22 protein-coding genes are annotated in these 24995 nt (G+C 70.4%); 11 read left to right on the top strand and 11 right to left on the bottom strand.

Features of this window, described 5'->3' with window-relative positions:
- The first annotated feature begins 753 nt into the window (after positions 1 to 753).
- Positions 754 to 2211 (top strand): amidase, encoded by a 1458-nt coding sequence (locus ACWEF2_RS24810; RefSeq protein ID WP_453818795.1) that lies wholly within the window; start codon positions 754 to 756, stop codon positions 2209 to 2211.
- Between the two features lie 52 nt (positions 2212 to 2263).
- Positions 2264 to 2611, top strand: coding sequence for a YkvA family protein (locus tag ACWEF2_RS24805; protein ID WP_453818751.1), 348 nt, complete (start codon positions 2264 to 2266; stop codon positions 2609 to 2611).
- Here ACWEF2_RS24805 and ACWEF2_RS24800 read toward each other — a convergent pair.
- Positions 2592 to 3788, bottom strand: coding sequence for an amidohydrolase family protein (locus ACWEF2_RS24800; protein ID WP_453818750.1), 1197 nt, complete (start codon positions 3786 to 3788; stop codon positions 2592 to 2594). The genes ACWEF2_RS24805 and ACWEF2_RS24800 overlap by 20 nt on opposite strands.
- Before the next feature lie 380 nt (positions 3789 to 4168).
- Here ACWEF2_RS24800 and ACWEF2_RS24795 point away from each other — a divergent pair, with 380 nt between their 5' ends.
- Positions 4169 to 4873 (top strand): hypothetical protein, encoded by a 705-nt coding sequence (locus tag ACWEF2_RS24795; RefSeq protein ID WP_453818749.1) that lies wholly within the window; start codon positions 4169 to 4171, stop codon positions 4871 to 4873.
- A 20-nt stretch (positions 4874 to 4893) separates the two neighbouring features.
- Positions 4894 to 5598, top strand: coding sequence for a hypothetical protein (locus ACWEF2_RS24790; RefSeq protein WP_453818748.1), 705 nt, complete (start codon positions 4894 to 4896; stop codon positions 5596 to 5598).
- Here the strand turns inward: ACWEF2_RS24790 and ACWEF2_RS24785 are convergent.
- Positions 5595 to 6410, bottom strand: a complete 816-nt coding sequence (locus ACWEF2_RS24785; RefSeq protein WP_453818747.1) for an SURF1 family cytochrome oxidase biogenesis protein — start codon at positions 6408 to 6410, stop codon at positions 5595 to 5597. The genes ACWEF2_RS24790 and ACWEF2_RS24785 overlap by 4 nt on opposite strands.
- 165 nt (positions 6411 to 6575) lie before the next feature.
- Here ACWEF2_RS24785 and ACWEF2_RS24780 point away from each other — a divergent pair, with 165 nt between their 5' ends.
- Positions 6576 to 7214 carry a VC0807 family protein gene (locus ACWEF2_RS24780; protein WP_453818746.1) on the top strand — a complete coding sequence of 213 codons (639 nt, stop codon included), beginning with the start codon at positions 6576 to 6578 and terminating at the stop codon, positions 7212 to 7214.
- A gap of 274 nt (positions 7215 to 7488) precedes the next feature.
- Here ACWEF2_RS24780 and ACWEF2_RS24775 read toward each other — a convergent pair whose 3' ends face one another.
- Entirely contained in the window at positions 7489 to 8109 is a 621-nt protein-coding gene (locus ACWEF2_RS24775) for a hypothetical protein (protein WP_453818745.1), read from the bottom strand.
- 623 nt (positions 8110 to 8732) lie between these two features.
- Here ACWEF2_RS24775 and ACWEF2_RS24770 point away from each other — a divergent pair.
- Positions 8733 to 11051 (top strand): M9 family metallopeptidase, encoded by a 2319-nt coding sequence (locus ACWEF2_RS24770; RefSeq protein WP_453818744.1) that lies wholly within the window; start codon positions 8733 to 8735, stop codon positions 11049 to 11051.
- Between the two features lie 176 nt (positions 11052 to 11227).
- On the opposite strand, the gene ACWEF2_RS24765 is transcribed toward ACWEF2_RS24770, so the two are convergent.
- The 7 genes from ACWEF2_RS24765 to ACWEF2_RS24735 all read right to left on the bottom strand — a co-directional run bounded on the left by ACWEF2_RS24765 (position 11228) and on the right by ACWEF2_RS24735 (position 18414).
- Entirely contained in the window at positions 11228 to 11914 is a 687-nt protein-coding gene (locus ACWEF2_RS24765; RefSeq protein WP_453818743.1) for a response regulator, read from the bottom strand.
- Positions 11911 to 13167: a sensor histidine kinase gene (locus ACWEF2_RS24760; RefSeq protein WP_453818742.1), complete on the bottom strand. Its 1257-nt coding sequence runs from the start codon at positions 13165 to 13167 to the stop codon at positions 11911 to 11913. The genes ACWEF2_RS24765 and ACWEF2_RS24760 overlap by 4 nt, the downstream gene beginning before the upstream one ends.
- A 104-nt stretch (positions 13168 to 13271) precedes the next feature.
- Positions 13272 to 14114, bottom strand: a complete 843-nt coding sequence (locus tag ACWEF2_RS24755; protein ID WP_453818741.1) for an amidohydrolase family protein — start codon at positions 14112 to 14114, stop codon at positions 13272 to 13274.
- Positions 14111 to 15325 (bottom strand): pyridoxal-phosphate-dependent aminotransferase family protein, encoded by a 1215-nt coding sequence (locus tag ACWEF2_RS24750; protein WP_453818740.1) that lies wholly within the window; start codon positions 15323 to 15325, stop codon positions 14111 to 14113. Before ACWEF2_RS24750 ends, ACWEF2_RS24755 begins: the two co-directional genes overlap by 4 nt.
- A gap of 20 nt (positions 15326 to 15345) precedes the next feature.
- Positions 15346 to 16587, bottom strand: coding sequence for a M20 family metallopeptidase (locus tag ACWEF2_RS24745; RefSeq protein WP_453818739.1), 1242 nt, complete (start codon positions 16585 to 16587; stop codon positions 15346 to 15348).
- Positions 16568 to 17086 carry a pyridoxamine 5'-phosphate oxidase family protein gene (locus ACWEF2_RS24740; protein WP_453818738.1) on the bottom strand — a complete coding sequence of 173 codons (519 nt, stop codon included), beginning with the start codon at positions 17084 to 17086 and terminating at the stop codon, positions 16568 to 16570. Before ACWEF2_RS24740 ends, ACWEF2_RS24745 begins: the two co-directional genes overlap by 20 nt.
- Positions 17083 to 18414: an MFS transporter gene (locus ACWEF2_RS24735; protein ID WP_453818737.1), complete on the bottom strand. Its 1332-nt coding sequence runs from the start codon at positions 18412 to 18414 to the stop codon at positions 17083 to 17085. Before ACWEF2_RS24735 ends, ACWEF2_RS24740 begins: the two co-directional genes overlap by 4 nt.
- Before the next feature lie 268 nt (positions 18415 to 18682).
- Here ACWEF2_RS24735 and ACWEF2_RS24730 point away from each other — a divergent pair, with 268 nt between their 5' ends.
- The 5 genes from ACWEF2_RS24730 to ACWEF2_RS24710 all read left to right on the top strand — a co-directional run bounded on the left by ACWEF2_RS24730 (position 18683) and on the right by ACWEF2_RS24710 (position 24032).
- Entirely contained in the window at positions 18683 to 19834 is a 1152-nt protein-coding gene (locus ACWEF2_RS24730) for a mandelate racemase/muconate lactonizing enzyme family protein (RefSeq protein WP_453818736.1), read from the top strand.
- A complete protein-coding gene (locus tag ACWEF2_RS24725) occupies positions 19831 to 21279 on the top strand; it encodes an aldehyde dehydrogenase family protein (RefSeq protein WP_453818735.1) in 1449 nt (482 codons plus the stop codon). Before ACWEF2_RS24730 ends, ACWEF2_RS24725 begins: the two co-directional genes overlap by 4 nt.
- Positions 21280 to 21472: 193 nt before the next feature.
- Positions 21473 to 22120 (top strand): bifunctional 4-hydroxy-2-oxoglutarate aldolase/2-dehydro-3-deoxy-phosphogluconate aldolase, encoded by a 648-nt coding sequence (locus ACWEF2_RS24720; protein WP_453818734.1) that lies wholly within the window; start codon positions 21473 to 21475, stop codon positions 22118 to 22120.
- A 97-nt stretch (positions 22121 to 22217) separates the two neighbouring features.
- Entirely contained in the window at positions 22218 to 23180 is a 963-nt protein-coding gene (locus ACWEF2_RS24715; protein ID WP_453818733.1) for an NAD-dependent epimerase/dehydratase family protein, read from the top strand.
- A gap of 111 nt (positions 23181 to 23291) precedes the next feature.
- A complete protein-coding gene (locus ACWEF2_RS24710; protein ID WP_453818732.1) occupies positions 23292 to 24032 on the top strand; it encodes a GntR family transcriptional regulator in 741 nt (246 codons plus the stop codon).
- Between the two features lie 94 nt (positions 24033 to 24126).
- Here ACWEF2_RS24710 and ACWEF2_RS24705 read toward each other — a convergent pair whose 3' ends face one another.
- Positions 24127 to 24945 carry a DUF4190 domain-containing protein gene (locus ACWEF2_RS24705; RefSeq protein WP_453818731.1) on the bottom strand — a complete coding sequence of 273 codons (819 nt, stop codon included), beginning with the start codon at positions 24943 to 24945 and terminating at the stop codon, positions 24127 to 24129.
- Between the last annotated feature and the right edge of the window lie 50 nt (positions 24946 to 24995).

Here is a 24995-nt window from a genome sequence, read left to right as displayed (position 1 = left end):
GCGAGGCCGGTGGTGAGGCGGGGGGCGGGGGTGGTGACTGTGCGGGCGCCCTTCCATCGTCCGGAACCTTCCGGCCGTCCGGTGTCCGGGCATCCCAGGTCTCTCCGGAAGACCCGTTCTCCGCCTCTCCAGGAGCCGGGGAGCCCGGCTTGGGCAACGGGACAGCCGTCTCTTCGCACGCCGGTACGGAGAGGCTGACGGACGGTCCGCCCTGGCCCGTCTCCGGGCATCGGCCGGGAGAGTCGTGGACATCGGCGGACGCCACAACGGTGCCGGTCAGCGCCGGGGCGGCCATACAGGTCGCCAGCACCGCCGCGGCCAATAGTCCTTGTCGTCGCTTTCCCCGCCGGTTCTTCGTCACATAAACGTTCTAACATCTAACAGAGGGTCACGGAGGGGTAATGGGAGCCTATGTCGTCCCTTCCGCCGCCTCTTCGCCAGCTCTCCCGTCAGCCCTTCCCGCGGTCTTCCCACGACCGTCCCGCCGACCGTCCCGCCGACTGTCCCGCCGACCTTCCGCCGGCTGTCCCGCCGGTTGCCCGCCGGCGGTTCCGGCCTGCCTCCACCCGGTTGGCGCTCCCGGACGGCCGACGCGCCCATCGTCCGCGGTGACGTGGTCATCGGACAGACTGGGGATTCGGAATTATGTGCGGCGGGAACATCTCGGTGCTCGCCTCCACCGGGGGGAGAGCCCCCGATCGCGGGGACCGTACGAGGATCCGGTTTTCGGCGAGGAGTGAGGCGTTGGACGACGTGTTGGAGCTCGACGCGGTCGGTCAGGCGGAGGCCGTGCGGAAGGGGGAGGTCTCTCCGAGGGAGCTCGCCGAGGCGGCGATCGCCAGGATCGAGACGCATGACGGGGAGATCAACGCGGTCGTTCACCGCAGGTTCGAGCGGGCGCTGGCGGAGATCGGGGCGCTCCCGCCGGACGCTCCCTTTCGCGGGGTGCCGACGCTGCTGAAGGACCTGGGCTGGGGTATGGCGGGGGAGCCGTACCGGGCGGGATCGCGCACGCTCGACGGTGTGGAGGTGGCGCAGGACGGCTACGGGGTGGTCGGGCTGCGCCGGGCGGGGTTCACGATTCTGGGACGGACCAACACCCCGGAGTTCGGCACAGCGATCACCACGGAGCCTCGGGCGTTCGGGGCGACCCGCAATCCGTACGATCCCGGCTACAGCGTCGGCGGGTCGAGCGGAGGGTCGGCGGCGGCCGTGGCGGCGGGGATGGTCGCCGTGGCCGCGGGCAGCGACGGCGGCGGGTCGATCCGGATTCCGGCGAGCATGTGCGGCCTGGTCGGGCTGAAGCCGAGCCGGGGGCGGGTCAGCTACGGGCCGTCGATGGGCGAGGCGTGGGCGGGGTTCTCGGTCGCGGGCATGCTCTGCCGTACGGTCAGGGACAGCGCGGCGACCCTCGACGCGATCGCCGGGACGATGCCGGGCGACCCGTACGGCGCGCCCGCCTGGCCGCGCCACCTCGCCGAGGAGGTCGGGGCGGACCCGGGGCGGCTGCGGGTCGGCTTCCTGACCGAGCACCCGGACGGAACGGTTCCGGTGGACCCGGAGCCGGCGGCCGCCGTGCGCGCCGCCGCCGGGCTGCTGGAGGCGCTGGGCCACGACGTCGAGGCCGGTGGCCCGGGCGCGCTCGCCGAGGAGGACTTCGCGCTGCACTTCGGCACGGTCGTGGCGGTTCATCTGGCCGCCGAGGTGGAGGGCGTCGGCCGATGGCGTGGAAAGCCCGTGGACCCCGGCGAGCTGGAGACACGCAACCGCATCCTGGAGGCGACGGGCCGGGGGGTCGGCGCGGTCGAGTACGTGGCCTCGCGCGACTGGATCGACGGGTTCCGGCGCAGGATGGCCGGGTGGTGGGAGTCGTACGACCTGCTGCTCACGCCCTCCCTGGGGGTGGCGCCGTTCCCCCTCGGCTGGCTGCCGGACGACGACGTCAGCATGGCGCGGGGCCGTACGAACCGCGCTGTGGCCTTCACCTCGCCGGTCAACGCCACCGGACAGCCCGCGATCTCCCTGCCGCTCCATCGGACCGCGGCCGGGCTGCCGGTCGGAGTCCAGCTGGTGGCGGCGGCGGGCCGGGAGGATCTGCTCATCCGGATCGCCTCCCAGATCGAGGCCGCGCGCCCCTTCCCGCACCCGGCGACGCGGCGGATCGCGGCGCGTTGGGGGAACCCGGTACGGACGTCACGCGTTATATCGTGAGTCGGCGGGGTAAGACGCCGTCAGGCGAACGTGCTCCCAAGGAGGTTCCCCCATGGCAAAGGCGGCGCGTGCGGCGCAGGCGTGGCGGACGTACAAGGACGTGACGAGGCCGGGTTCGCCCGGTCTCGGCACCCGGCTGCGCGCCATCCCCAAGATGATCGGCGCGGTGACGCGCGGGCGATACCCCGGCATGGGCAGGAGCAGGCTGGCCATGATGGGGCTCGGCGTGGTCTACATCCTCTCGCCGATCGACGTCATCCCGGACTTCCTGATGGTCATCGGGGTGGCCGACGACTTCGGTGTCCTGCTCTGGCTGATGGGGTCGCTGCTCGGCGAGAGCGGGCGCTATGTCGACTGGCAGCGGAGGCAGGAGCAGCAGGTCAGAGCTTTTCCATCCTGAGCCAGGCGCGGGAGGGCAGTGGGTGGCCGAACAGGCGGGCGGCGTTGCCGTAGGCCACCCGGGCGATGTCGGCGGGCGGCAGGTTGCCCAGGTTCGCCGTGACGGCCTGCTGGGTGTCGGGCCAGGTGGAGTCGGAGTGCGGATATCCGCTCTCCAGCAGCACGTGCTCCAGGCCCACGGCGAACCGCACGCCCGACAGCGCGTGGTCGTTGAGCGTGCCGAAGAAGAAGTTGCGGCGCAGCACCTCGCTGGGTTTCAGGCCGCCCTCCCAGGAGGTCTCGCCCGCCACCGGGTGGTCCAGGGAGTAGTCGGCCCGCTCGGCCAGCATCGGCAGCCAGCCGACCCCACCCTCCACGATCAGGATCCGCAGCGCGGGGAAGCGCAGCGGCACCCCCGACCAGAGCCAGTCGGCGCAGGCGAACATCGCGCTCGCCGGCATCAGCGTGGTGATCGCCTCGATCGGGGTGTCCGTGGACGGCACCGGCGTCCACGATCCCGAGCCGGTGTGCAGGCAGATGACGGTGCCGGTCTCCTCGCACGCCTGGAAGAACGGGTCCCAGTGGTCGCTGTGGATCGACGGCAGGCGGAGCCGGGTGGGGAACTCGGGGAAGAGCACGGCCTTGAAACCCCGGTTGGCGTTGTCCCTGATCTCCTTGGCCGCGATGTCGGGGTCGGTCAGCCAGGGGAGCTGCAGGGCGATGATCCGCTCGGGGTAGGTGCCCGCCCAGACGTCCACGTGCCAGTCGTTCCACGCCCGCATTATCGCCAGGCCCATCTCCTGGTCACGGGTCTTGGCGAAGATCATCCCGGACTGCCCGGCCAGCATGCCGGGGAAGCACAGGGCCGCCCAGATCCCGGCGAGGTCCATGTCCTCGATCCGGGCGTCGATGTCGTGGCAGCCCGGCCGCATGTGCTCGAACCGCACCGGGTCGAGCGTCCACTGCGCACGGGGCAGACCGGCGCCCACGTCGAGCCCGGCGCAGGGGTAGGTGGCCCCGCCGTACCGCCAGACCTGGTGACCGGAGTCGGTCTCCACCACCTTGGGGGCGAGGTCGGCGTATTTCGCCGGGAGCCGGTCCTTGAACATGTCAGGCGGCTCGATCAGATGGTCGTCGGCCGAGATGATCACAAAGTCCCGCCGCCGTGGCTCGGGGTCGGGCAGCAGCGGCGTAGTCACGCAGTAAACCGTACGTTGCTGACATCACACTGAACAACCTGCAAGATATCCGCTTGGTCTCTCTGAGGTCCACCGCGCGTGCCCCGGGACTACCGGAGGGGGAGAATCGCCGCCCCCGCGGGGTGGATCCGTCTGGAAACCGCCGTCCCGGAGCGGTCCCTCGGACGTTTCCGTTTTTCACCTGTTTTCGGCCCGGATGTGTTTCCTTCCTAAGGTGTTTCCGGCCCGGGCGTGTCTCTGTCCCGGAGATGTTTCGGTCTGGGACGCCCCGCCCGGAGGGTGCGCTCGCCCCGGGGTGTCTCCAGCCCCGGACGTGCGCCCCGTCAGGCCGCGCGCCCTACCCTGTCGAACGGCGGGTATCTCGCGATGGGGGACGGACAATGCCGGAAACGCAGGACGTTCGGACCGTGGTTCCGGTGTGGAGGGGCGTCCCGTACGGCGCGCGCCTGACGCTGCTGTTCATCCTGGCACTGTCCACCGTGGTGGTCCACCTGAACCGGGATCCCGCCCTGCGCGACGCCGAGGAGCTCCTCGGCGACCTGCGCGCGGGTGGCGTGACCAAGGTGGTCTACGACCGGAACTGGCCCGCCTACGGCACCCTGACCTGGTCGGCAGGCCCGCTCTCCTGGAGCCAGGCCCGCTTCGACCAGCCCGGCGACGTCTGGGACCCGCGGACCACCCGGCTCGTCCCCGAGGCGCTGGAGCGCCGCCAGGAGGCGTTCCTGGTCCGGGTCTGGGCCGCCGCCGACCCGGCGGTGGAGATCGTGCGCTCCGACGGTCTCGGGCTGAGCCTGGGCTCGCCCGCGTACGCGCGCTGGTGGGAGCCGTTCGCGCCGTTCGCGGTGGCGGCCGAGGTGCTGGCCTGGCTGCTGATGCTCACCCGCCGGGACCACCGCTACGCCACCCGGTGGGCGTGGTTCTGGATGTTCCTGGTCGGCGGGTCGTGGCTCTATGTGCTGCTGGAGCCGTATCCGCTGTGGCGTGGGCCGTACGAGGTGCTGCCCGTGCGGGTCAGGCTCGACGGGACGCGGGGGTTCGCGCTCGCCGTGGCGCTTCTTTTCGGGCTGGGTATGGTCAATGCCTGACAATGAGGTAGTAAAAAGGTATGACTGTGGCCGTGGGCGAGGTGCGCAAAGGCTGGTGGATCGCCGGGACCGTCATCCGGATCGTGCTGCTGCTGGTGCTGCTCTGGGGGGCTCTCGCCGCGACGCTGAGCCTGACGTCCTTGCCCCGGACCCTGGACGAGTTCCGCGCCGCGGTGTCCGCCGGCCGGGTCTCCGCCGTCGTCTACGAGGAGGACTCGGGGGATGTCCGCCGGCTGACGTGGTCCGAGGGGCCGCTGATCTGGTACGGGATCGACACGCTGCCGGTCCACGAAGGTGGGCGGGCCTACACCGTCGAACGGTTCCGGAACGAGACCCGCGCGACCGTCTCCAGGGTGACCCTGGCGGAACCCCAAGATGCCGACCGGGGAGGGATCTTCCCCTCCTGGCCGTTTCGGGCACCTGTCCAGAGCGACGTCCGGTGGGTCGCCTTGGCCTGGGTGCTGACCTTCCTGATCATGCTTGGCTCGACGCCCCGGCTGGGGAACCGGTGGGCGTGGTTCTGGATGTTCACCGTCGGCCAGATCGGCGCGATCCTGTTCCTGCTGCTTGAACCCCGGCCGCTCTGGTATCGGCACGGGCGGCTGCCGAAACCGCGCGAACGGTTGAGCGGTGGAATGGGCTGCCTGACGTCGGTCGCGCTGTCCTTCGCCGCGATGGCCGCCGCGGTGGCCGTCGGCGAACTCGCGGGCCGGCTCCTCGGCTAGTCAGACTGGGCGTCGACGGGTTCCGGCCGGTCTTTCCCGGACGCCGCCTCCCGCAGGTCGGCGGCCTCCCTGCGGATCAGCAGCGCCCAGCCGCCGATCGCGATCCCGATGAACAGCCACCACTGCACGCCGTACGCCAGGTTGAGCCCGCCGCCTCCGCCGACGTCCGGCTCAAGCACCGGGGCCGGCGCCTCGGCGGCCTTCGGCGACTGCCCGGTCAGCTCCACGTATCCGCCGAGGAGCCTGTACGGCAGGCCCCGCCCGATCGTCTCGGTGCTGATCAGCAGGACCTGGCCCGGGGGAAGGCCCTGCCGGTCGCGGATCCCCGAGGACTCCTCGGTCTCGCTGGGCCGTAGCCTGCCGGTGACAGTCACCTGTCCCGGGCTCGGCGCGGGGACCGCAGGGAGGGCGTCGGCCGTGGCGCCCGCCTTGACCCAGCCCCGGTTCACCAGCACCGCCTGGCCGTTGCCGGTCTCCAGCGGGGTGAGCACGTAGAAGCCGACCGCGCTGTTCTGGGTGCGGCGGCGGACCAGCAGCTGGTGGGCCGTGTCGAAGGTGCCGGTGGCCGTCACCGTCCGGTATCCGTCCTGGACGCGCACGCCGCCACCGGGCGTGGTCAGCTCCTCCACGGGGACCGGAGCGGCCGAGAGGTTGGCGGTGATCCGGTGGCTGCTGGTCGACCGCTCCTCGTAACGCCCGAACTGCCACCGGCCCAGGAACACGAAGGCGGGGATGACCAGCAGCACCACCACGTGGAGCGTGAGCCATCGGGGAGTCAGCAGGAAGCGGTACACGCCTCCAAGGTTAGGCACCGTACGCACTGCCCCGTTCCCCGAGTGCGCCGTTGACCGTAGTAAGGTGCCCGGACCGCTCGATCGGCGATGTTCTGGAAAGTCTGTCCGACACTCCGGACATCGCGTACGGTCGGATGGATCCGTCTCCCCGGACCGTTCCATCACCTCCGGAGCCCATGCCCGATGACCGTGCTCCTGCCGCCTCAGACGGCTCCGGTCACCCTTCCCCGTCTCGGCGCGCTGCTGCGGCACGCCACCCCCCGGGTGCTGGAGGGCATGGTCCTCCCCGTCGCCGTCTTCTACGCCGGGCTGGTGTTCCTCGGCCTGTACGGCGCGCTGGCCGTGGCGGTGACGTGGGTCTACGGCGGCATCGCGTGGCGGCTGGCCAAGGGCACGCCGGTGCCCGGCACCGTGCTCCTGGCGGCCGGGACGGTCACGGTCCGGGCGGTGCTGGCCGGGGCGACCGGGAGCCCGGTCCTGTTCTTCCTGCAGCCCTGTCTCGGGGTGTTCTGCGTGAGCATGGGCTTCCTGTTCACCGCGCCGCTGCGCCGGCCGCTGATCCAGCGGGTCGCGACCGACCTGCTCCCGCTCCCCGAGCACGTTCTGGGACATCCCCGCATGCGCCGTTTCTTCGTGTGGCAGTCGGTGCTGTGGGGCGGCGTGCAGTTCCTCAACGCCTCACTGAGCCTCTGGCTGCTGCTCAGTCAGAGCGTGCAGACCTATCTCGTGGTGCGGACCTCGCTGGTCGCGGTGCTGCTCGGCGGTGCCGGGCTGGTCTCGGTGCTCAGCCTCCGGCACTGCCTGCGGAGGCTGGGGCGCTGACCGCCCGCCGGGTCCGGGAGGGCCGTGTCTGGGCGCGGGAGTCGGCCGGGTTGTCGGCGTGTGGTGGCGGGGTGGGGCCGACGGTCTCGGAGGCCCTCTCCTGTAATTTCCGGAGAGGGCCTGTCCGATCTTCGAGTGGGTGGTTCGGCCGGTCCGCTCTACCGTGCCTTACATTGTCGGCCGTTCGCCGGGCGCGATTCCCGGAGGGGGCGTATCCGGACAGGGCCGTTCCCCAAGAGGCCGTCGGGCCGATCCACGACTCCTCGATCAGGGGTTACGATTCCCGGATCAGTTCGGCTCGGACAATGGTGTCGTCGATCCAGAAGTCCGTGTTCGAGTTGGGACTGATCACCTGAACTGTGATTTTCTTGTCGCAGTTCGCGGTGGCGTTGCCCGCCGGGCATCTCACGATTCCGGCGCGGATCAGTGAACCGGAGTGCCAGCGCCAGGTGCCGGGCTCCGCGGTGTCCCAGGCGAAGTCGCCGTTGCCGTCATCGTTGCTCGGTTTGAGCAACTGACCGTCGGCGAGGACGCGGCCCCCACACCAGCCGGTGTCGCTCGGCCCCTTGCACCGGATCTCGGCGTTCACCCAGACCGTGAGGTGGGCCGCCGTGCCCTTGGGCACCTGGACGGTTACCGAACCACAGGTGAGGTCGGTCCAGTTGGTGTCGCTGATCGTCTGTGGTGTTCCATTGGTGACGACCTCGACCTGGGTGCTCCGCCCTCGGTGCCAGCTCCTGTTGCAGACGTCCGGCGCGGTGTTTTCGGCGGCGATCGTCGCGCCGGATGTGGTCGCCGCCCGCGCGAGTGCCGACGGCGCGGAGAGCAGAGCAAATGATGCGGTTGCTGTGACAAAAATCGGAACAAGGCTGGCTTTCCACTCCTGTTTCCGCATTCATCATCCTTTCCTGGTGTGGGCGATGGCCCACTCTCGTGGAGATCCCGATTAGTCGGCACCCGGGGTGCGGTGTCGGCTCTCTTCTATCCCACGGGAGGGAATTTTCCAGGTACGGCACGCTCAGGTGTGAAGCCGGGAACAGTCTTCGGGTGGTGATTTGAACATTCGATGACGTTGGTCCTTTTTCACCGGCAAACGCTTATCCGGGCAGCCGTGCGGACCGGTTCATCGTCTTCCCCGTCCGACGGGGTCTGCGGGGCCTGTGCGCTCAGGGCCGTGTGATCGGCGAGTGGCGACCACCCTGTGTGTCCGGGGCGCGACTCTCCGCCCGCCCGGCCTCGCGGGGTCGGCGAGATCTTTTCCTACGCCCTCGGGAGGGGCGGGTGTGTAACAAGATGAACAAGAAGCGGCTGATTCTTGCCGTAGCTGCCTGTTTCTGTGCAATTTTACATTGCACACAACGGATAGCGGTTGCCTAGCTCTGGAGATCGGTGATCCGCTCCAGCTCCCCAGGAGTAGTAGTGACATCCCCCCCACGTCGTTCCATCGGCACCACCCTTCTCCTCACCGCGGCTCTCACTCTGGGCCTTACCACCCAGGCGGCACTCGCAGGTGCGAGTGTGGCAGAGTCCCGCTCCGGCGCGGTAGCGGCGGTCGCCGCCCCCAAGCCCGGGCATGAGGTGTCAGGTTCGCTCACCGCGCCTCCCTCCCATGCCGAACGCGAACGGATACCCGTCAAGGAGCGTCCGCCTCTGACGTCCTCCACCGACGAGTTCAAGCGCGACTACGACACCCCGAGCGCCGTCCCCAACGCGGCGAAGAAGGCGAAGTCGGCTCAGTCGATGGCCAAGGCCGCGGCGGCGGCGTGTAACGTCTCCGACTTCACCAGCCGCACCGGCAGCGCTCTGGTCACCGCGATCAAGGGCTCCACCTCCGACTGCATCAACACGCTGTTCGGCCTCACCGGGGGCAACGCCTCCGCCGCGTTCCGCGAGTCGCAGATGACCAGCGTGGCCTACGCGCTGCGCGACAACGCGCTCTACTACACCGGTGACAACAGCGACAGCACCCTGCAACTGGTGATGTACCTGCGGGCCGGCTACTACGTGCACTGGTACTACCCGAGCACCGTCGGCACCTACGGCGCCGGCCTCAAGACCGCGATCCGCTCCGCGCTGGACGCGTTCTACGCCAACGGCCGCTCCAGCGACGTCAACGAGGCCAACGGCGAGATCCTGTCCGAGGCCGTCACCCTCATCGACAGCGCCGAGGAGAACGCCCGCTACCTCTACGTGGTGAAGCGGCTGCTCAACGCCTACAACACCTCCTACAACCAGTACTGGTACATGCGTAACGCCGTCAACGGCGTCTACACCGTGCTGTTCCGCGGTCACCAGGTGCCCGAGTTCGTCACCCTGGTTCAGAGCGACCCCAGCGTCGTCGACACCCTTTACAGCTTCGCCAACAACAACATGGCGCTGCTGGGCACCGACAACGACTTCCTCACCTCCAACGCCGGTCGTGAGCTGGGCCGCTTCCTGCAGTACGCCGGCCTCAAGAGCAAGGTCCGCCCGCTGGCCAAGGCCCTGCTCGACCGCAGCGACATCAGGGGCAACACCGCTCAGCTCTGGGTGGGCGTCGCCGAGATGACCGACACGTACGACAAGGCGAACTGCTCCTACTTCGGCACCTGTGACCTGCAGGCCAAGGTCAAGGCCGTCGCCCTGCCGCTCAGCCACACCTGCAGCTCCACCCTGCGGATCCTGGCCCAGGACATGACCGCGGCCCAGTTCAGCGAGAGCTGCAGCAGCCTGGCCAACCAGGACGCGTTCTTCCACAACATCGTCAGGGACGGCGGACCGGTCGCCAGCGACCTCAACACCGCCCTGGAAGTGATCGTCTTCAACTCCAGCTCCGACTACGGCACCTACGCGGGCATCCTCTACGGGATCGACACCAACAACGGTGGCATGTACCTGGAGGGCAACCCCGCCGTCGCCGGCAACCAGCCGAGGTTCATCGCCTACGAGGCCGAGTGGCTCCGCCCGACCTTCGCGATCTGGAACCTGAACCACGAGTACACGCACTACCTCGACGGCCGGTTCAACATGTACGGCGACTTCGACGCCGGCATCACGACCCCGACCATCTGGTGGATCGAGGGCTTCGCCGAGTACGTCTCCTACTCCTACCGCAAGGAGGTCTACACCGCTGCGATCACCGAGGCGGCCAAGAAGACCTACACCCTGCGCGAGCTCTTCGACACCACCTACAACGACGACACCACCCGCATCTACCGCTGGGGCTACCTGGCCGTGCGGTACATGCTGGAGAAGCACCCCTCCGACGTCACCACCCTCCTGGGTTACTACCGCGCCGGTAACTGGAACGCGGCCCGCACCTTCCTGACCGGCCTGAACTACAACACCGACTGGAGCAACTGGCTGACGGCCTGCGCCAGCGGTTCCTGCTCCGTCATCCCGACGCCGACCCCGAACCCGACCCCGACGGCGACCCCCACTCCCACCCCCACCGCGACCCCGACGGTGACCCCGACCGCGACCCCGACTCCGACCCCCACCGCGACCCCGACGGTGACTCCGACCGGGACCGTGTGCCCCGGCGCCGACACCCGGGTGCTCGGTAAGAACTGCAGCCGGAGCAACGCCACGGCGACCGCCGGCAACTACGCCTACTTCTACCTCAACGTCCCGGCCGGAACCACCCAGCTGAAGATCATCACCTCTGGCGGTACCGGTAACGCGAACCTGTACTACAGCCCCAGCACCTGGGCCACCACCAGCAACTACACCAAGCGCTCCGTCGCGGCCGGCAACGCCGAGACCCTGACCATCACCAACCCGGCCGCCGGCTACCACTACATCAGCCTGCACGCCGCCACCGCCTTCAGCGGTGTCACCGTGACCAGCCAGTACTAAACTCCCGGCGATCCCCCACCCCCCGAGGGCCCTTCCCCTTTCCAGGGAAGGGCCCTCGGGCTGTCCCGGGGTCTCGACAGCAATGGAGCGGAATCCAACGAACCCACCCATGACCTGGGGTTGTTTGAGGTTGGAGGACGCCTGGCGGTCTCGGCCACGGCCGTCACCCCCACCGGTCAAGCCCCGCTGGGTTCCGCCCCATTGCTGCCGGGACCCCGTTTCCGGGTTCCACCGCTCGGCGGGAGGTCCTGGGCCAGGATCGCGGCCTGGACCCGGCTGCGGAGGCCCAGCTTGTTCAGCAACCTGCTGACGTGGGTCTTCGTGGTCGCCTCCGCCATGTCCAGCTCGGCGGAGATCTCCGCGTTCGACAGGCCCCGCCCGACGCACGCCAGCACCTCGCGCTCGCGCGGGGTCAGACCGCCGATCTCATACGGCCTGCGCTCCGGAACCGCCGCGCCGAAGGCCGAGATCAGCCGCCTGGTGACCGAGGGTGCGATCAACCCGTCCCCCCGGGCCACCACCCGCACCGCCTCCACCAGCGCGGCGGCGTCGGTGTTCTTGAGCAGGAATCCGGCGGCCCCGGCCCGCAACGCGCCGAAGACGTATTCGTCGAGGTCGAAGGTGGTCAGGATCAGCACGTCGGACACCCCGCTGAGCCGGCGGGTCGCGGAGATCCCGTCCAGCTTCGGCATCCGGATGTCCATCAACACCACGTCGGGCCGTAGTTCGAGAGCCATGGTCACGGCCTGCTCACCGTCCGCGGCCTCCCCGACGACCTCGATGTCCTCGTGGCCGTCGAGGATGAGGACGATTCCGGCACGGACCGCCGCGTGGTCGTCCGCGACGAGGACTCGGACGGTCATGAGATCTCCCCGGTGGGTAGTTCGGCGTGGACACGCCAGCCGTCGCCGTACGGCCCGGCCTCGCAGACGCCGCCGACCAGCGCGGCCCGTTCCCGCATGCCGATGATCCCGGCTCCCGCGCCGGGAATCGCCGGTTCCGCGCCGGTGAGTGTCCCCCGGGTGCCGGAACGTGCCCGGTCCGCGCCGGGGATCGCCTCCCGGGTGCCGGGGAGCCCCCGCTCGACGCCGGAGACCGTCCCACGCACGGCCGAGGGCTCTCGCCCCGCGTCGTCGGCCGGGGTGTCCACGGTCAGCGTGACCAGGGCCGGCCGGTAACCGATCACCACGTCGGCGATCCCGTCGCCGTGCTTGAGCGCGTTGGTCAGCGACTCCTGGACGATCCGGTATCCGGCGAGGTCCACCGAGGCGGGCAACTCCCGGGCCTCGCCGTTCACGCGCAGCCGTACCTCCAGTCCGGCCTCCCGCGCCCGCGCCGCCAGGTCGTCCGCCTCGGTCAGCCGCAGCCGCGTCGCCTCGGCCTCCTCACCGTCCTGCCGGAGCAGCCCGATCATGGCCCGCATCTCGGTCATGCCCTGGAGACTGTTCTCGCGGATCGACGTCAGGACGCCGTGTACGGTCCGCGCGTCGAGGTCGTCCCGGGAGAGCACGGCCGTGGACTGGATGGCGATCGCGCTGAAGTGGTTGGCGATCATGTCGTGCAGTTCCCGGGCCATCCGGGTCCGCTCGGCGTTCACCGCCGCCCGCCGGTCCAGCTCCGCCAGTCGCGCCACCTGCTCGGCCCTGGCCCGCTCGGACTCGGCCTGGTCCTGGAGCTGCTTCATGAACATCCCGGTCAGGACGGGGGTGGTTCCGATCAGGCCGAGCTGGACGACGGTTACCGCGAGCAGGCCCAGGTCCTGGCGGATGAACCCGGCCACGGTCCCGCCGATGACGGCGAAGGCCGTGGTGCAGCCGAGCAGCCACCTGCCCAGCCTGGCCGGGCCGTACCTGGTGGGCGCGTAGAGGTTGTCGGTGAAGACCAGAATCGTGGCCATGGACGGCCCCGCCAGTAAGTCCGTCACGATGGCGACGAGGCCCAGCCCGAGGGCGGCCACCGGTGAGCTCCGCCGTACCGCGACGCCGAGACAGCCGATCAGCAGCGGTCCGACGAGAAGATAGGCGGGGGTCGGGCGGGTGAGGTGGGCACCCGCGGCGAGCAGGACAAGACCGCCGGCGAAGCACAGCGCGGCCCACAGCGCGTCGTCCCGTCTCATGCCCTCCATCTCATCATCTTGGAACGGACGATTCCTCCGGTGGGGAGGTCCGCCGTGCACACAAGGGTGTAGACCGGTCCGTCAGCGCGGACGGTGCCCGGCGGTCAGCCGGGGAACAGCCGGGCGACGTTGCCGCCCAGCACGGACTCGCGGTCCACGTCCGGCAGGTACGGCAGCGCCAGGTCCACCCAGTCGCGCTGGGCCGCGTAGTCCGCCCCCGCGACGAAGGGGAAGTCCGACCCCCAGATCAGTCGCCGGGCCCCGTACGCCCCGTGGAGTGACCGTGCGGCCGTGACGAGGTCGTCGTGGGGAGGCCCGCCGGCGCTCAGGGCGTACTGCCCGGAGAGCAGGACGTGGACGTTGGGGTGCCGGGCCAGCGCGCACACCTGGGCGATCCGCTCGTCGTCGACGGGTGCCAGGCGCGGCGGGCCGGTCTCACCGGTGCGGTGCCGGGCGGGGGCCGCTCCGAAGTGGTTCAGCACCACGGTCAGCCCGGGAACGAGATCCAGGACCCGGGCGAGCAGTGACCGCTGGTCGTCCCCGGCGAGCAGCCACAGCGGCAGGCGCTGCTCCTCCAGCCGGAGCAGCAGCGGGAACAGCGGCAGCGCCTCGGCGTCGGATGCTCCGGCCGGGCCCAGACCGCGCAGCCGGATCCCGCGCACGCCGACCTCGTCGATTTGGCGTCGCAGCTCGTCCACCGGGTCCGCCGTGGACTCCGGGCGCAGCAGGCCGACACCGAACAGCCGGTCGTGGTGGCGCCGCAGGGACCGGGCGAGGTAGGGCTCGTCCTCGACGACGCCGACGACGACCGCCCGGTCGACGGCGTGCGCGTCGAGCGTGCCGAGCAGGTCCTCCGCGGTGCACCGGGGCGGGATCTCGATGCCGCCGGGGATGGGGCCGGCCGCCCGGCGGGCGGCGGAGATCGCGTGGGTGTGGCCGTCGATCACGCGCCCGTCCCGGCGATGTCGAGGTCCGGCAGGTCGACGACCGTGTTCACCTGAGCCGTGTTCACCGGAGCGCCGCTCACCGCGGACGCCCCCTCGTCGGCCAGGGCGTCGAACACCGCTCGCAGCGTCCGCTCCAGAGGCTGCCTGCGGGCCTGCAGGCCCATGTGCGAGATCCGCAGGAGCCGGTCGGCGTCGGCGCCCATCCCGGTGGCGACGAGCACCCCGTGCTCGTCGCGGATCCGCCGCTGGAGCCGGATCGCCGACAGCCCCGCGGGCATCTCGATCGTGGTCAGCCCGGACGTCGGCGAGTCGCCGAACAGCTTCAGGCCCGCGCCCCGCAGCACGTCGCGGACGGCCGCCGCGGCGGCGTCGTGCCGCGCGAAGCGGGCCTCCGGCTTCTCGTCGAGCAGCAGGCGGACGGCGCGGTGCAGCGCCCGGACGAGCGAGGGGGCCGGAACCACGGGATATCCGGCGGTCGGGGCGTCGGGCCGCGCCCGCCACCGGGTGAGGTCGAGGGCGAAGCTGTCACACGTCGCCCGGGACTCCTCGGCCCACGCGGCGCGGGCCCGCGCCCCGATCCCGACGATCGACAGCCCCATCAGGGAGCCGAGCCCCTTCTGGGAGGCCGTTCCGCACAGGTCGACGAGGTCGGACTCCATGTCGAGGGGGATGACACCGGCCGAGGAGACGGCGTCCGCCAGCAGGAGGGCACCGTACTCGCGGCAGGCCTCCCCGAGCGGGCGCAGCGGCGTCACCGTGCCGGTGGCGGTCTCGCAGTGGACGACGAGGACCAGCCGGTACGGGCGCCCTTCCCGGTGCGCCTCGTCCAGGGCGGCCCGTACGGCCGCCGCGTCGGCGGGTGATCCGGGCGGCTCCGACACCACGTCGACGGCCGCGCCGGTACGGCGGGCGATCTGCTCCAGCCAGCCGGCGAAGAAGCCGTTGGAACAGAGGAGTACCCGGTCGCCGGGGCCCACGCTGGTCCGGATCGCCGCCTCCAGCCCAAGGCGGCCACCACCGGGCAGGATCTCCACGGAACCCGCGCAGCCCAGGATCTCGGCCAGCATCGCCCGGGTCTCGTCGAACAGCCGGTAGTAGCCGGGGGCGTGGTGGAACACCGGAGGCAGCGCCGCCGCGGCGAGAACCTCGGCGGCCACCGGAACCGGGCCGGGCACCATGAGCAGTGGCTCCTCGGGGTTCATTGCCGTCATCTCCAGAATCTCCAGATCTCCTATGCCGTCTCGGGCGTGGTCTCGCCCGGGGTCTCCGGCCCGGTGCCGCCCGGACTCCCGGAGGCGGTCTCGCCCGGATCTCCGGGGACGGTCTCGCCGGGAACGGCGCCGTTCAGATAGGTCAGGGCCAGGTGTTCGTAGACCGCCGACGCCCTCATCAGCGATCCCAGCGTGATGTGCTCCCCGGCGGCGTGGGCCCGGTTCCTCCGGAGGTCTCCCGGGCCGAGCACCACGCAGGCGGCGCCCGTCCTGGCGAAGACATACTGGTCGCAGGTGGCCGGGAACCCGATCCCGCCGGTGACGTCCGAGCCGGTGGCCGAACGGGCGGCGGCCACCAGGGGGTGGCCGGCGTCCTGCTCGGCGGGGGACGCGCCCGGCCGGGTCCGCACCACGACGCCCGCCAGGCCGTCCAGCGCCCGCCGTACCTGCTCGTGCGCCTGGTCGTGGGACTCTCCGGGCACGAGCCGCCGGTCCAGGACCAGCGTGGCCTCCTCCGGGACGGTGGCCGTGTTCGCCCCGTGCGCGGTCACGCGGGTGACCGCCAGGGTCGGCGGGCCGAGCAGCGGATGGGGTCTGGTGGCCAGTTCGTCGGCGAGCCGCTCCAGCCGCAGGAGGACCTCCGGCAGGTGCGCGGTCGGCGGGGTGAGCTCGCGTACGGCGGCGGCGTGCCCTCCGGTGCCGGTGACGCGCACCGTGATCTCGGCCCGCCCCTTGTGGGCCGTGCACACCCGCATGTCGGTCGGCTCGCCGATGACAACGGCGTCGCCGGTGAACCCGCTCTCCACCAGCGCCTTGGCCCCGGTGGCTCCGGCCTCCTCACCGCCGACCGCGGCGAGAACGACCTCGCCGCCGAGCCGGGGCCGGGCGGCCAGCCGCATGAACGCCCGCGTCATGGCCGCGACCTGCCCCTTGGCGTCGCAGACCCCGCGCCCTTCCAGCCGGTCGCCGGAGCGGGTCAGCCGGAAGGGGTCGCCGCTCCAGCCGTCCCCCGCGGGCACGACGTCGAGGTGCGAGCAGAGTACGAGCCGGCGGCCCGCGCCGGGGTCGCCCGTCCGGGCGATCAGGTTCGCCCGGCCGGGACCGAACTCCTGGACGTCCGCCTCCAGGCCGCCCGCCCGAAGGTGCGCCTCAAGGACGCGGGCGGCCTGGAGTTCGTCGCCCGGGGGGTTGACGCTGCGCGCCGCGACCAGGTCGGTGAGCAGGTCGAGCAGCCCGGCCTGCTCACGCATCGCCGACTTCACCGTCCTTCGTGTCCTTGAGGTATCTCTTGGCCCAGCCGCCGCCGCGCCAGGACGTGAGGTTCAGCGGTGTGACGGCGATGAGCCAGCGCGGGAACCGCTCGGTGCGGTCGGCGTAGCCGCTGTCCACCGTGCCGACATAACGGCCGGTCATCGTGTGCAGCCGGGCGACCCACTCGTCGTCCGCCCCGTCCGGGTTCATGATCTCGGCATGGCCGCGGATCGTCACACGGGTGTAGGGCAGCTCGTCGCTGGCGATCGAGACGCATACCCGGGGGTTCTCCCGGACATGCTCGGCGATCGCCGAGCGCGAGCGGCTGATGACCCAGACGCGCCCGGCGTCCCACTCAAACCACATTGGGGTTATGTGGGGAAACTGGTCCGCTCGGACGGAGGCGACCCTGGCGATGAGCGGGCGGGCGAGGAACTCCGACAGTTCGTCGGGGCTCAGGGCGCCCGGCTTGGTTCCGGCGCCGAGGGTCGCTTCGCGATCAGGGGTCACCGTGTTCCCTTCGAGGTGTCAAGGGTGGCGGAGGGCCTCGGCGTTCTGGCGTCGGCGGCGTTCAGGTCCTTCCGGAACGTCTCCTGGGTGGTGGCCACCGAGATGAGGCTGATGATCGCGAGTCCGGCCGCGTACACCGCGATCCAGATCGCCGAGCCGGTCGCCTGCATCAGCGCGGTGGCGACCAGGGGCGCGGTTCCGCCGCCGATCGTCCCGCCCCACTGGTATCCGACGGACGCGCCCGTGTAGCGGACGTCGGTGCTGAACATCTCGGAGAACAGGGTCGGTTGAATACCCGCCGTGGCGGCTCCCACTCCCGCGAAGCTCAGGGTGATCGCGAGGTACACCGCCCAGTCCGCGCCCACCGAGACGAGCGGGAAGAACCCGAAGGCCAGGCCGATCAGCGCGATGAGTCCGATGCAGTAGATCTTCTTGCGGCCGTACCGGTCCGACAGGGCCCCGGCGAACGGCACGGTGGCCAGTGAGATCGCCGCCGCGATCATCGTGCCGACCAGGTAGGTGTCCCGCTCGACCTGGTAGATCGCGATCGCGCTGAGGCCGAAGACGACGAAGATGTTGAACTGGGCCGCCTCGCCGACCTTGGCGCCCATGGCCTGGAGCATCACCTTGGGGTTGGTGCGCAGCAGCGTGACGAAGGGCATCCGCGAGGTCGCCTGCCGGCTCTCGGCGGAGGTGAACGCCGGGGTCTCGTCCAGGCGGCGGCGGATGTAGTAGCCGATGCCGACGAGGACGATGCTCACCAGGAAGGGGATGCGCCAGCCCCAGACGAGGAAGTCGTCCTGGGTGAGCTTGGAGCTGAGCAGGAAGATGGCGTTGGCCAGCAGCAGGCCGATCGACGAGCCGGCGGCCAGCAGACCTCCGTAGAGGCCGCGCTTGTCCGGCGGGGCGTGCTCGATGGTCATCACCGAGGCGCCGCCCCACTCACCGCCGACGGCGAGTCCCTGCACGAAGCGGAGGAAGACCAGCATGATCGGGGCGAGGATCCCGATGGAGGAGTAGGTGGGGAGACACCCCATCAGGAAGGTGCCCGCGCCCATCGCGACCATGGTGATCACCAGGATCGACTTGCGCCCCATCTTGTCGCCGAAGTGGCCGGAGATCAAACCGCCCAGGGGGCGGGCGATGAACCCGACGAAGAACGTGGAGAACGACAAGATCGTTCCAACGCCGGCGTCGAAGTTGGGGAAGAAGAGCTTGTTGAGCACCGTGGCCGAGGCGATGCCGTAGAGGAAGAAGTCGTACCACTCCACCGCACTGCCGGCCATGCATGCGGTTACGACTGTCCTGATGGACGACTTATGAGTCACCGGATGAGTCACCGGACACCATTACCTTCCCAGGTCCGCAGGGGGAGCATGCCCCGTCGTGGGGTGGTGGCGCCCGTCTGGGCCCCCCTCCAGCATCCGCTGAATCGGAACCCCTCGACCACATTGCATGCTCCATGTTACATGTAGAATGCATTTCTGAGCCAAGAGCTGTCAATGACCACTTTGCCACCGCCGGTGATCCCGGCCGCTCACCGTCGCCGGTGATCCCCGCCGCGAACGCCCGACAGACGAAGGAGCATCACGTGCCATGAACCTCCTCGACGGTTCCCGCCGAACGGGAGCACATGTTGTCGATGCGCGGGTCCGCGTTCTGCGCGGGCAGGTCACGGACGGGATCGCCATGTCGTTCGCGCCGCTGGCCTGCCGGACCACGATCCTGCTCGAACTGCGCACCGCGGACGGCCGGACGGGACGCGGCGAGAGCTGGGCCAACTTCCCGTCCTGGGCCCCTGCGGAACGGCTGGCCACCCTTCGGCACGGTGTGCTGCCGCTGGTCGTCGGGGCGGACGCGCGCGAGATCGGCAGGATCGGCGAGCTGCTGGTGAGGCGACTGGAGCCACTGGCGCGCCAGTGGGGCGCGCCGGGTCCGATATGGCAGGCCATCAGCGCCGTGGACGTGGCGCTGTGGGACCTTCACGCCCAGGAGGCCGGCGTCTCCATCGCCTCCTGCGGCGGCGGCCGGATCCGGGACGAGATCCCGGTGTACGCCAGCAGCCTGGGCCCCGAGGACGTGGGAGAACAGGCCCGGGGCGTGGGCAAGGCCGGATTTGGGGCGATGAAGGTGAAGGTCGGCTTCGGCCGGGACCGCGACGCCGCCAACCTGGCCGAGATCAGGACCGAGGTGGGGCCGGAAGCCGAGATATCCGTCGACGCCAACCAGGCGTGGACACTCGATGAGGCGGTGGCGATGGCGCCGATCCTCGACGAGTTCGGGGTGGAATGGGTCGAGGAGCCCCTGCGAGGCAACGACCTCGACGACCTCGAAGCCCTGCACCGGCGCACCGGGTGGCGGATCGCGACCGGCGAGAACATCTACGGACGGCGGGAGTTCGCCCGCTTCGCCGCCTCGCCGGCGATCGCGATGATCCAGCCGGACATCACGAAGATGGGCGGACTGTCGGAGGCCCTCGCCGTGTGCCGGATCGCGGAGGCGTACGGCACGGCGGTGGCCCCGCACCTGTACGGCGGCGCGGTGGGACTCCTCGCCACGCTCCAGCTGGCCGCGTGGTCACCGGCGGTCACCACGGTCGAGTACGACGTCCGTGAGAACCCGCTCCGCGATCCGCTGATCGTCAACCCCCCCGTCCCGGTGGCGGGACGGATCGTCATTCCCGACGGCCCGGGGCTCGGTGCCGAGCTCGTCCCCGAGGCCCTGGACATCTGCGAGGAGCAGCCGTGACCGTTTCCATGCAAGCCCAGAGCGCACTGCGGATCGCGGGGCGCGTAGCCGACCCCGAAGAGCCGTGGCCGGTCGTGGTCCACGAGCCGGCGACCGGTACCGAGTTCGCCCGCGTGGTCGGCGGCGGGCTCACCGAGGCCCGCCGGGCCGTGGACGCCGCGGACGCGGCCCTGACCGGGTGGCAGGACCTGGCGGACGACGCCCGCGCCGCCTCACTGCGGCGGATCGCCGACGATCTCGTCCGGCGGGACACGGCCAGGGACCTCGCCATCGTGATCAGCCGCGAGACCGGCAAGCGCCTGGCGGAGGCGGAGGCCGAGGTCCGGATGTCGGCCGGGTTCCTCCGCTGGTTCGCCGACGCCGCGGCGGCCCGGCACGGCCGCACCTGGAGCACGGTCCCCGGCATCACCCATCACGTCAGGCAGCGTCCCCTCGGTGTCGTCGCCGTCGTCACCCCGTGGAACTTCCCCCTCTCCATCCCGGCCCGTAAGATCGCCGCCGCGCTCGCCGCCGGGTGCACGGCCGTCTTCAAACCGTCCCAGGTCGCCCCCCTGTCCGGTCTCACCCTGGCCGAGATCGTCGATCGGCACGTTCCGGCCGGGGTGCTGAACACCGTCGTGGTGCCCGCCGGAGTCCTGGACGAGGCGTGGATGCGCGATCGGCGGGTCCGCGGGGTCACGTTCACCGGTTCGACGGCGGTCGGTATGAAGATCGCCGGTCAGGCCGCCGCCGGAATGAAGCGGACCGTGCTCGAACTGGGGGGCAACGCCCCCTTCGTCGTCCTGCCGGGCACCGACCCCGTGTCGGCGACCGAGCAGCTCATGGTGGCGAAGTACCGAAACAACGGGCAGTCCTGCATAGCGGCCAACCACGTCTGGCTGCCGCGCCGCCGATTCGACGACTACCTGGACGCGTTCCTCGCCGCGACGGACTCACTCGTGCTCGGTGACCCCCTTGAGCCCGCCACCACCCTCGGCCCGCTGGCGCTGCCCGGCGACCCCGCCAGGATCGACGAGCTGGCGGCGGGCGCCGAGGCGTCCGGCGCACGGGTGCACCGGTTCGGCGGCCCGACTCCCGGGTACGGATTCTTCGCCCCTCCCGTGGTGGTCGTCGATCCCGGCTTCGACTCCCCGGCGGTGCAGGGCGAGTCCTTCGGCCCCGCCCTGGCGGTGCTGGCCTACGACGACCTCGACGAGGTCCTCAGCGCCACCCGGCGCCTGGAGCACGGGCTGGCCGGTTACGTCTCCGGACCCGACACCCACCGGGCCACGGAGTTCGCCAAGAGGCTTGAGGTGGGCATCGTCGGTGTCAACACGGGCACCCCGAACACGCCGCAGGTGCCGTTCGCCGGGCTCAAGCACAGTGGCGTCGGCTGTGAGGGCGGCCACGCCGGGCTTGAGGAGTTCCTCTGCTACCAGACCGTCGCCGTGAACTCGGAGGTGTGACATCCGTACCGGCCGTCCGCCCCTGAACCGGTCGTCCGGACCGGTCATTGGGGACCGGTCGCGCGGAGGGGCGCGGGGAGGGGCCGCGTACGGCGGCCGCACGGAGCGCGGAAACCGGCCCGGGGACTGTGCGGAGACTGCAGGAGCCTGCCGGGGGAGCCGGCGGCGGAGAACCGTAGGAGAGGAGAACGCGATGTCCGACCAGAACGTGGCGGGTGCGGCAGCTGAGGCGGGCAAGGTGCCCGAATTCGTGGTCATCTACCGGGGGTTCACCCCCGACGAGGTCTGCGCCGCCACCGAGCACCTGATGGATGCGGGGCTCACGGCCTTCGAAGTCACCATGAACAGCGAGCGCCCGGTCGAGGCGGTCAGGCGGCTCACGGAGAACTTCGGCGCCCACGCCCTGATCGGCAGCGGTACGGTCCGCACCGTCGATCAGGTGAACGAGGTCGCCGACGCCGGGGCGCGGCTGATCATTTCTCCCAACACGAACCCTGAGGTGATCGCCGCGACCAAGGCGCGCGGACTCCTCTCGGTCCCCGGCGCCATGACCCCCACGGAGATCGAGCAGGCGTGGCGGGCCGGAGCCGACGTGGTCAAGGTGTTCCCGCTCGGTACCCTCGGCTCCTCCTACATCCGGCAGGTCCGTGAGCCGCTGGGAGACATCCCGCTCCTCGCCTCGGGCGGGGTGACGGCGGCGCTGGCGCGGGAGTGTTTCGACGTGGGCTGTGTCTCCGTCGGTGTGGGCGTCGGCCTGTTCGACGGCGAGGCCGCGGCCCGCCGCGACTGGCCCGCCGTCGCGGCCGCCGCGGCCCGGTACCGCGACACCGCCCTCCGCTGAGGGCGCCCCTCCGCCTGAGGCCGCCGGCGGCGCGGCCCGGGGACGGAGAGAGTGACAACGGAGAGCGGGATGGAGCGGGATTCGGAAACGGAGCGACATGCACATTCTTGTCATCGGAGGTACCGGTTTCCTCGGGCGCGCTTTCGCCGAGGACGCCGTCGCGCTCGGCCATGAGGTCACGATCGTCGACCGCCGCCCGCCCCGGGCGTGGCGGCCGGCCGAGCAGCTTAAGATCCATGTCGCCGATGTGACCCGGCGCGAGGAGCTCGCCGAGGTGTTCAGCGTGACGGAGCCGGATGCCGTCGTCTATCTCGCCGCGTTCGGCACGGGTGGCGCGGGACTCCTCACCTCCGCTCAGGCGGACCCCGACGCCGCGGTCCGGGTGAACGTCGGCGGGCTCCTGCTGACAATGCAGCTGTGCCGTCAGCACCGAATCCGTAAGCTCGTATGGACCTCGTCGACAACCGTCCTGGGCCGGGCGGGCATGTACCCGACCGAGGCGGTCGACGAGTCCGCGCTGGTCGGACCCGCCAGCGTCTACGGGGCCACCAAGGTGCTCGGCGAGCAGCTGTCGGCGGCTCTCGCCGCCGAGTACGGCATGCAGATCAACGCCCTGCGGCCGACCATGGTCTGGGGGCCGGGCGTTCAGTACCGGGGCATCCAGTCCGGACTCTGCGACCTCGTCCCGCACGCCGTACGCGGGGAGGCCGTCTCGGTGGCGGCACCGGCCGAGGCGTGGGATCTGATCTACATCCGGGATGTGAGCGGGGCCCTGCTCACCCTCGTCGAACTCGACACGGCGGCGCCGGTCGTGCAGGTCTCCGGATACCGGGCCTCCGTCGCCGACGTCGCCGAGGCCGTGCGGAAACGTTTTCCCACGGCCAGGATCGAGGTCCGGCCCGAGCCGGCCAGGCTGGGGATCCCGTTCGTCGACACCACCCTTGCCACTAAACTCGGTATCCGGCCGCGTTTCGACCTGGCTCGCTCGATCAACCACTACGCGGCAACGGTCAGCGGTGCGGAGCGCGCACCGGCGACCGGTGAATGCGGGGGCATCTGATGTGGCGCGACGTCCCGGCTTCGGAGCGGTCGTGTGCACCCGCGCACGCGAAGGTCAAGGCTCGGCGATTGACGAGCGACGGCTTGCCGCCCTCACGGTCTGGAGGTTGATGTGACCCTGGTGCCGCTTTCCCTGTCGGAGCGGATCCGGATCGGCGACGCCGTCTACGAGAGGCTACGCGACGCCATCTGCACGGGGGTTCTCCCGCCGGGCTCGAAGCTGAGCATTCCCGCGCTCGCCGAGAGCCTCGGAGTCAGCCGCAGCCCTGTCCGGGAGGCCGTCGTCCGGCTGACGCAGGAACGGTTCGCCCGGGAGGAACCGCGCCGAGGCGCCGTCGTCGCCACGGTGGAACTGCCGGATCTGGTGCGGCTGTACGAGGTCCGCGAGGTTCTCGAAGGTCTGGCGGCGCGTCTGGCGGTGCTGCACGGGTCCGAGAGGTTCATCGCCGAACTGACCCGTACCCACCAGGAGCACGAGCGGGCCGTGACGGCGGGCGACACGACGCGGCACATGAAGCTGGACATGCGTTTTCACCAGCTCAACAGGTCCGCGGCGAACAATCCCGAACTCCTGCGGCTGCTCGACGACATCCAGGGCCAGGTGCAGCTCGCGATGCTGACCACCACCGTGACCTCGGGCCCCTGCCTCGCGGTCGAGGACCACCGCCTCATCCTGGAGGCGATCACGGCCAGGGACGCGCAGCTCGCCGAGGAGCGGGCCCGCGCCCACATCGCCCGGTTGCGCCACACGCTCCACGCCCAGGGGGTCTCGCGGGACGACGCCGGGGCCGACCGGCCCCCCTCGACGGACGCCGGCCGCCGGCAGGCCGATGACGCCCCGAAAGACGGATGACCCGGTCAGGCCTGTCGACCGGTCAGGTCGGGAACTCGGATCCATGAAGCCGGTGACGGCCACGTGATACGTCCCATGGGGATGTCGCGGCGGCCTAGTTCTTGGTGCTGCCGTAGACCTTGATGCGGTCCACGTTGAAACTCGGAACAGTCGTGTTGCCGCCGATCTGCGTTTCGTAGCTGAGGCTGCCCAGCACCGTTACATACGCTTGGAACAGGTCGTCCTCGACGACGTCGGAGAGCCGGGACTTCGAGCCGGCGAAGGCGGCGTTCTGTCCGAAGTTGACGAACCCGTACGACGGTTGCTGTTTGATCGGGCCGGTGTCGGCGAGGAATCCCTCACTGCCCGTGGCGGCGTCGAACTGCGTCACCTCGCCGTAGACGATGAAGCGTTTCCCGATGTACGCGTCGGGGTCTTTCGCCAGCTTGGCAAAGCCTCTGGCGGAGACCTGCCGGTAGTCCTCCGCTTTGAAGACCGCTTTGGCGGGAGGGGGAGTGGCTGCGGTCTCATCCTCCGCGCCCTCATCCTCGTTGCTGTTGCTGTTGCTGTTGCTGTTGCTGCTCTCGGTCTCGGTCGCGATCGCCGCCGGGTCGTTATCGGCCGAGCCGGAGACGAAAACAGGAATGGCGACGAACAGCAACATCATGACCAGGCCCACATAGCCCAGGGTTACCCCCGTTATGGCCATGCCCTTACCCTTAGCTCGGGTTGTCCGAATATTGGAGATGGCCACGTGTCCGAAAATGATCGCGAGAAGGCTGGCCAGGCCGAACATCCAGAATATTCCGAGGATCATGGATGCGACGGCCAAGCCACTGGTGCGCGGAAGGGGCGGTGGAGGTGCGTGATGCGGATACCCGCCCTGGCCATACCCGTATGGCTGCTGGAAACCGGGAGACTGCTGACCGTGCATGCCTGTCCCTTGGATCGTTCCGAAAACAGCGACAGCTTATGCGTCTTTCA

This window comes from Streptosporangium sp. NPDC004631 (assembly GCF_053601935.1).
The sequence above is the reverse complement of the archived record's forward strand: the minus strand, read 5'-3'. Positions and strand labels throughout refer to the sequence as shown.

What these genes read in the sequence shown, in the direction of transcription:
- ACWEF2_RS24805 (WP_453818751.1), top strand. Translation starts at nt 2,264, where the DNA reads ATGGCAAAGGCGGCGCGTGCGGCGCAGGCGTGGCGGACGTACAAGGAC.
- ACWEF2_RS24795 (WP_453818749.1), top strand. Translation starts at nt 4,169, where the DNA reads ATGCCGGAAACGCAGGACGTTCGGACCGTGGTTCCGGTGTGGAGGGGC.
- ACWEF2_RS24790 (WP_453818748.1), top strand. Translation starts at nt 4,894, where the DNA reads ATGACTGTGGCCGTGGGCGAGGTGCGCAAAGGCTGGTGGATCGCCGGG.
- ACWEF2_RS24780 (WP_453818746.1), top strand. Translation starts at nt 6,576, where the DNA reads ATGACCGTGCTCCTGCCGCCTCAGACGGCTCCGGTCACCCTTCCCCGT.
- ACWEF2_RS24775 (WP_453818745.1), bottom strand. Translation starts at nt 8,109, where the DNA reads ATGCGGAAACAGGAGTGGAAAGCCAGCCTTGTTCCGATTTTTGTCACA.
- ACWEF2_RS24765 (WP_453818743.1), bottom strand. Translation starts at nt 11,914, where the DNA reads ATGACCGTCCGAGTCCTCGTCGCGGACGACCACGCGGCGGTCCGTGCC.
- ACWEF2_RS24760 (WP_453818742.1), bottom strand. Translation starts at nt 13,167, where the DNA reads ATGAGACGGGACGACGCGCTGTGGGCCGCGCTGTGCTTCGCCGGCGGT.
- ACWEF2_RS24750 (WP_453818740.1), bottom strand. Translation starts at nt 15,325, where the DNA reads ATGACGGCAATGAACCCCGAGGAGCCACTGCTCATGGTGCCCGGCCCG.
- ACWEF2_RS24730 (WP_453818736.1), top strand. Translation starts at nt 18,683, where the DNA reads ATGAACCTCCTCGACGGTTCCCGCCGAACGGGAGCACATGTTGTCGAT.
- ACWEF2_RS24720 (WP_453818734.1), top strand. Translation starts at nt 21,473, where the DNA reads ATGTCCGACCAGAACGTGGCGGGTGCGGCAGCTGAGGCGGGCAAGGTG.
- ACWEF2_RS24715 (WP_453818733.1), top strand. Translation starts at nt 22,218, where the DNA reads ATGCACATTCTTGTCATCGGAGGTACCGGTTTCCTCGGGCGCGCTTTC.
- ACWEF2_RS24705 (WP_453818731.1), bottom strand. Translation starts at nt 24,945, where the DNA reads ATGCACGGTCAGCAGTCTCCCGGTTTCCAGCAGCCATACGGGTATGGC.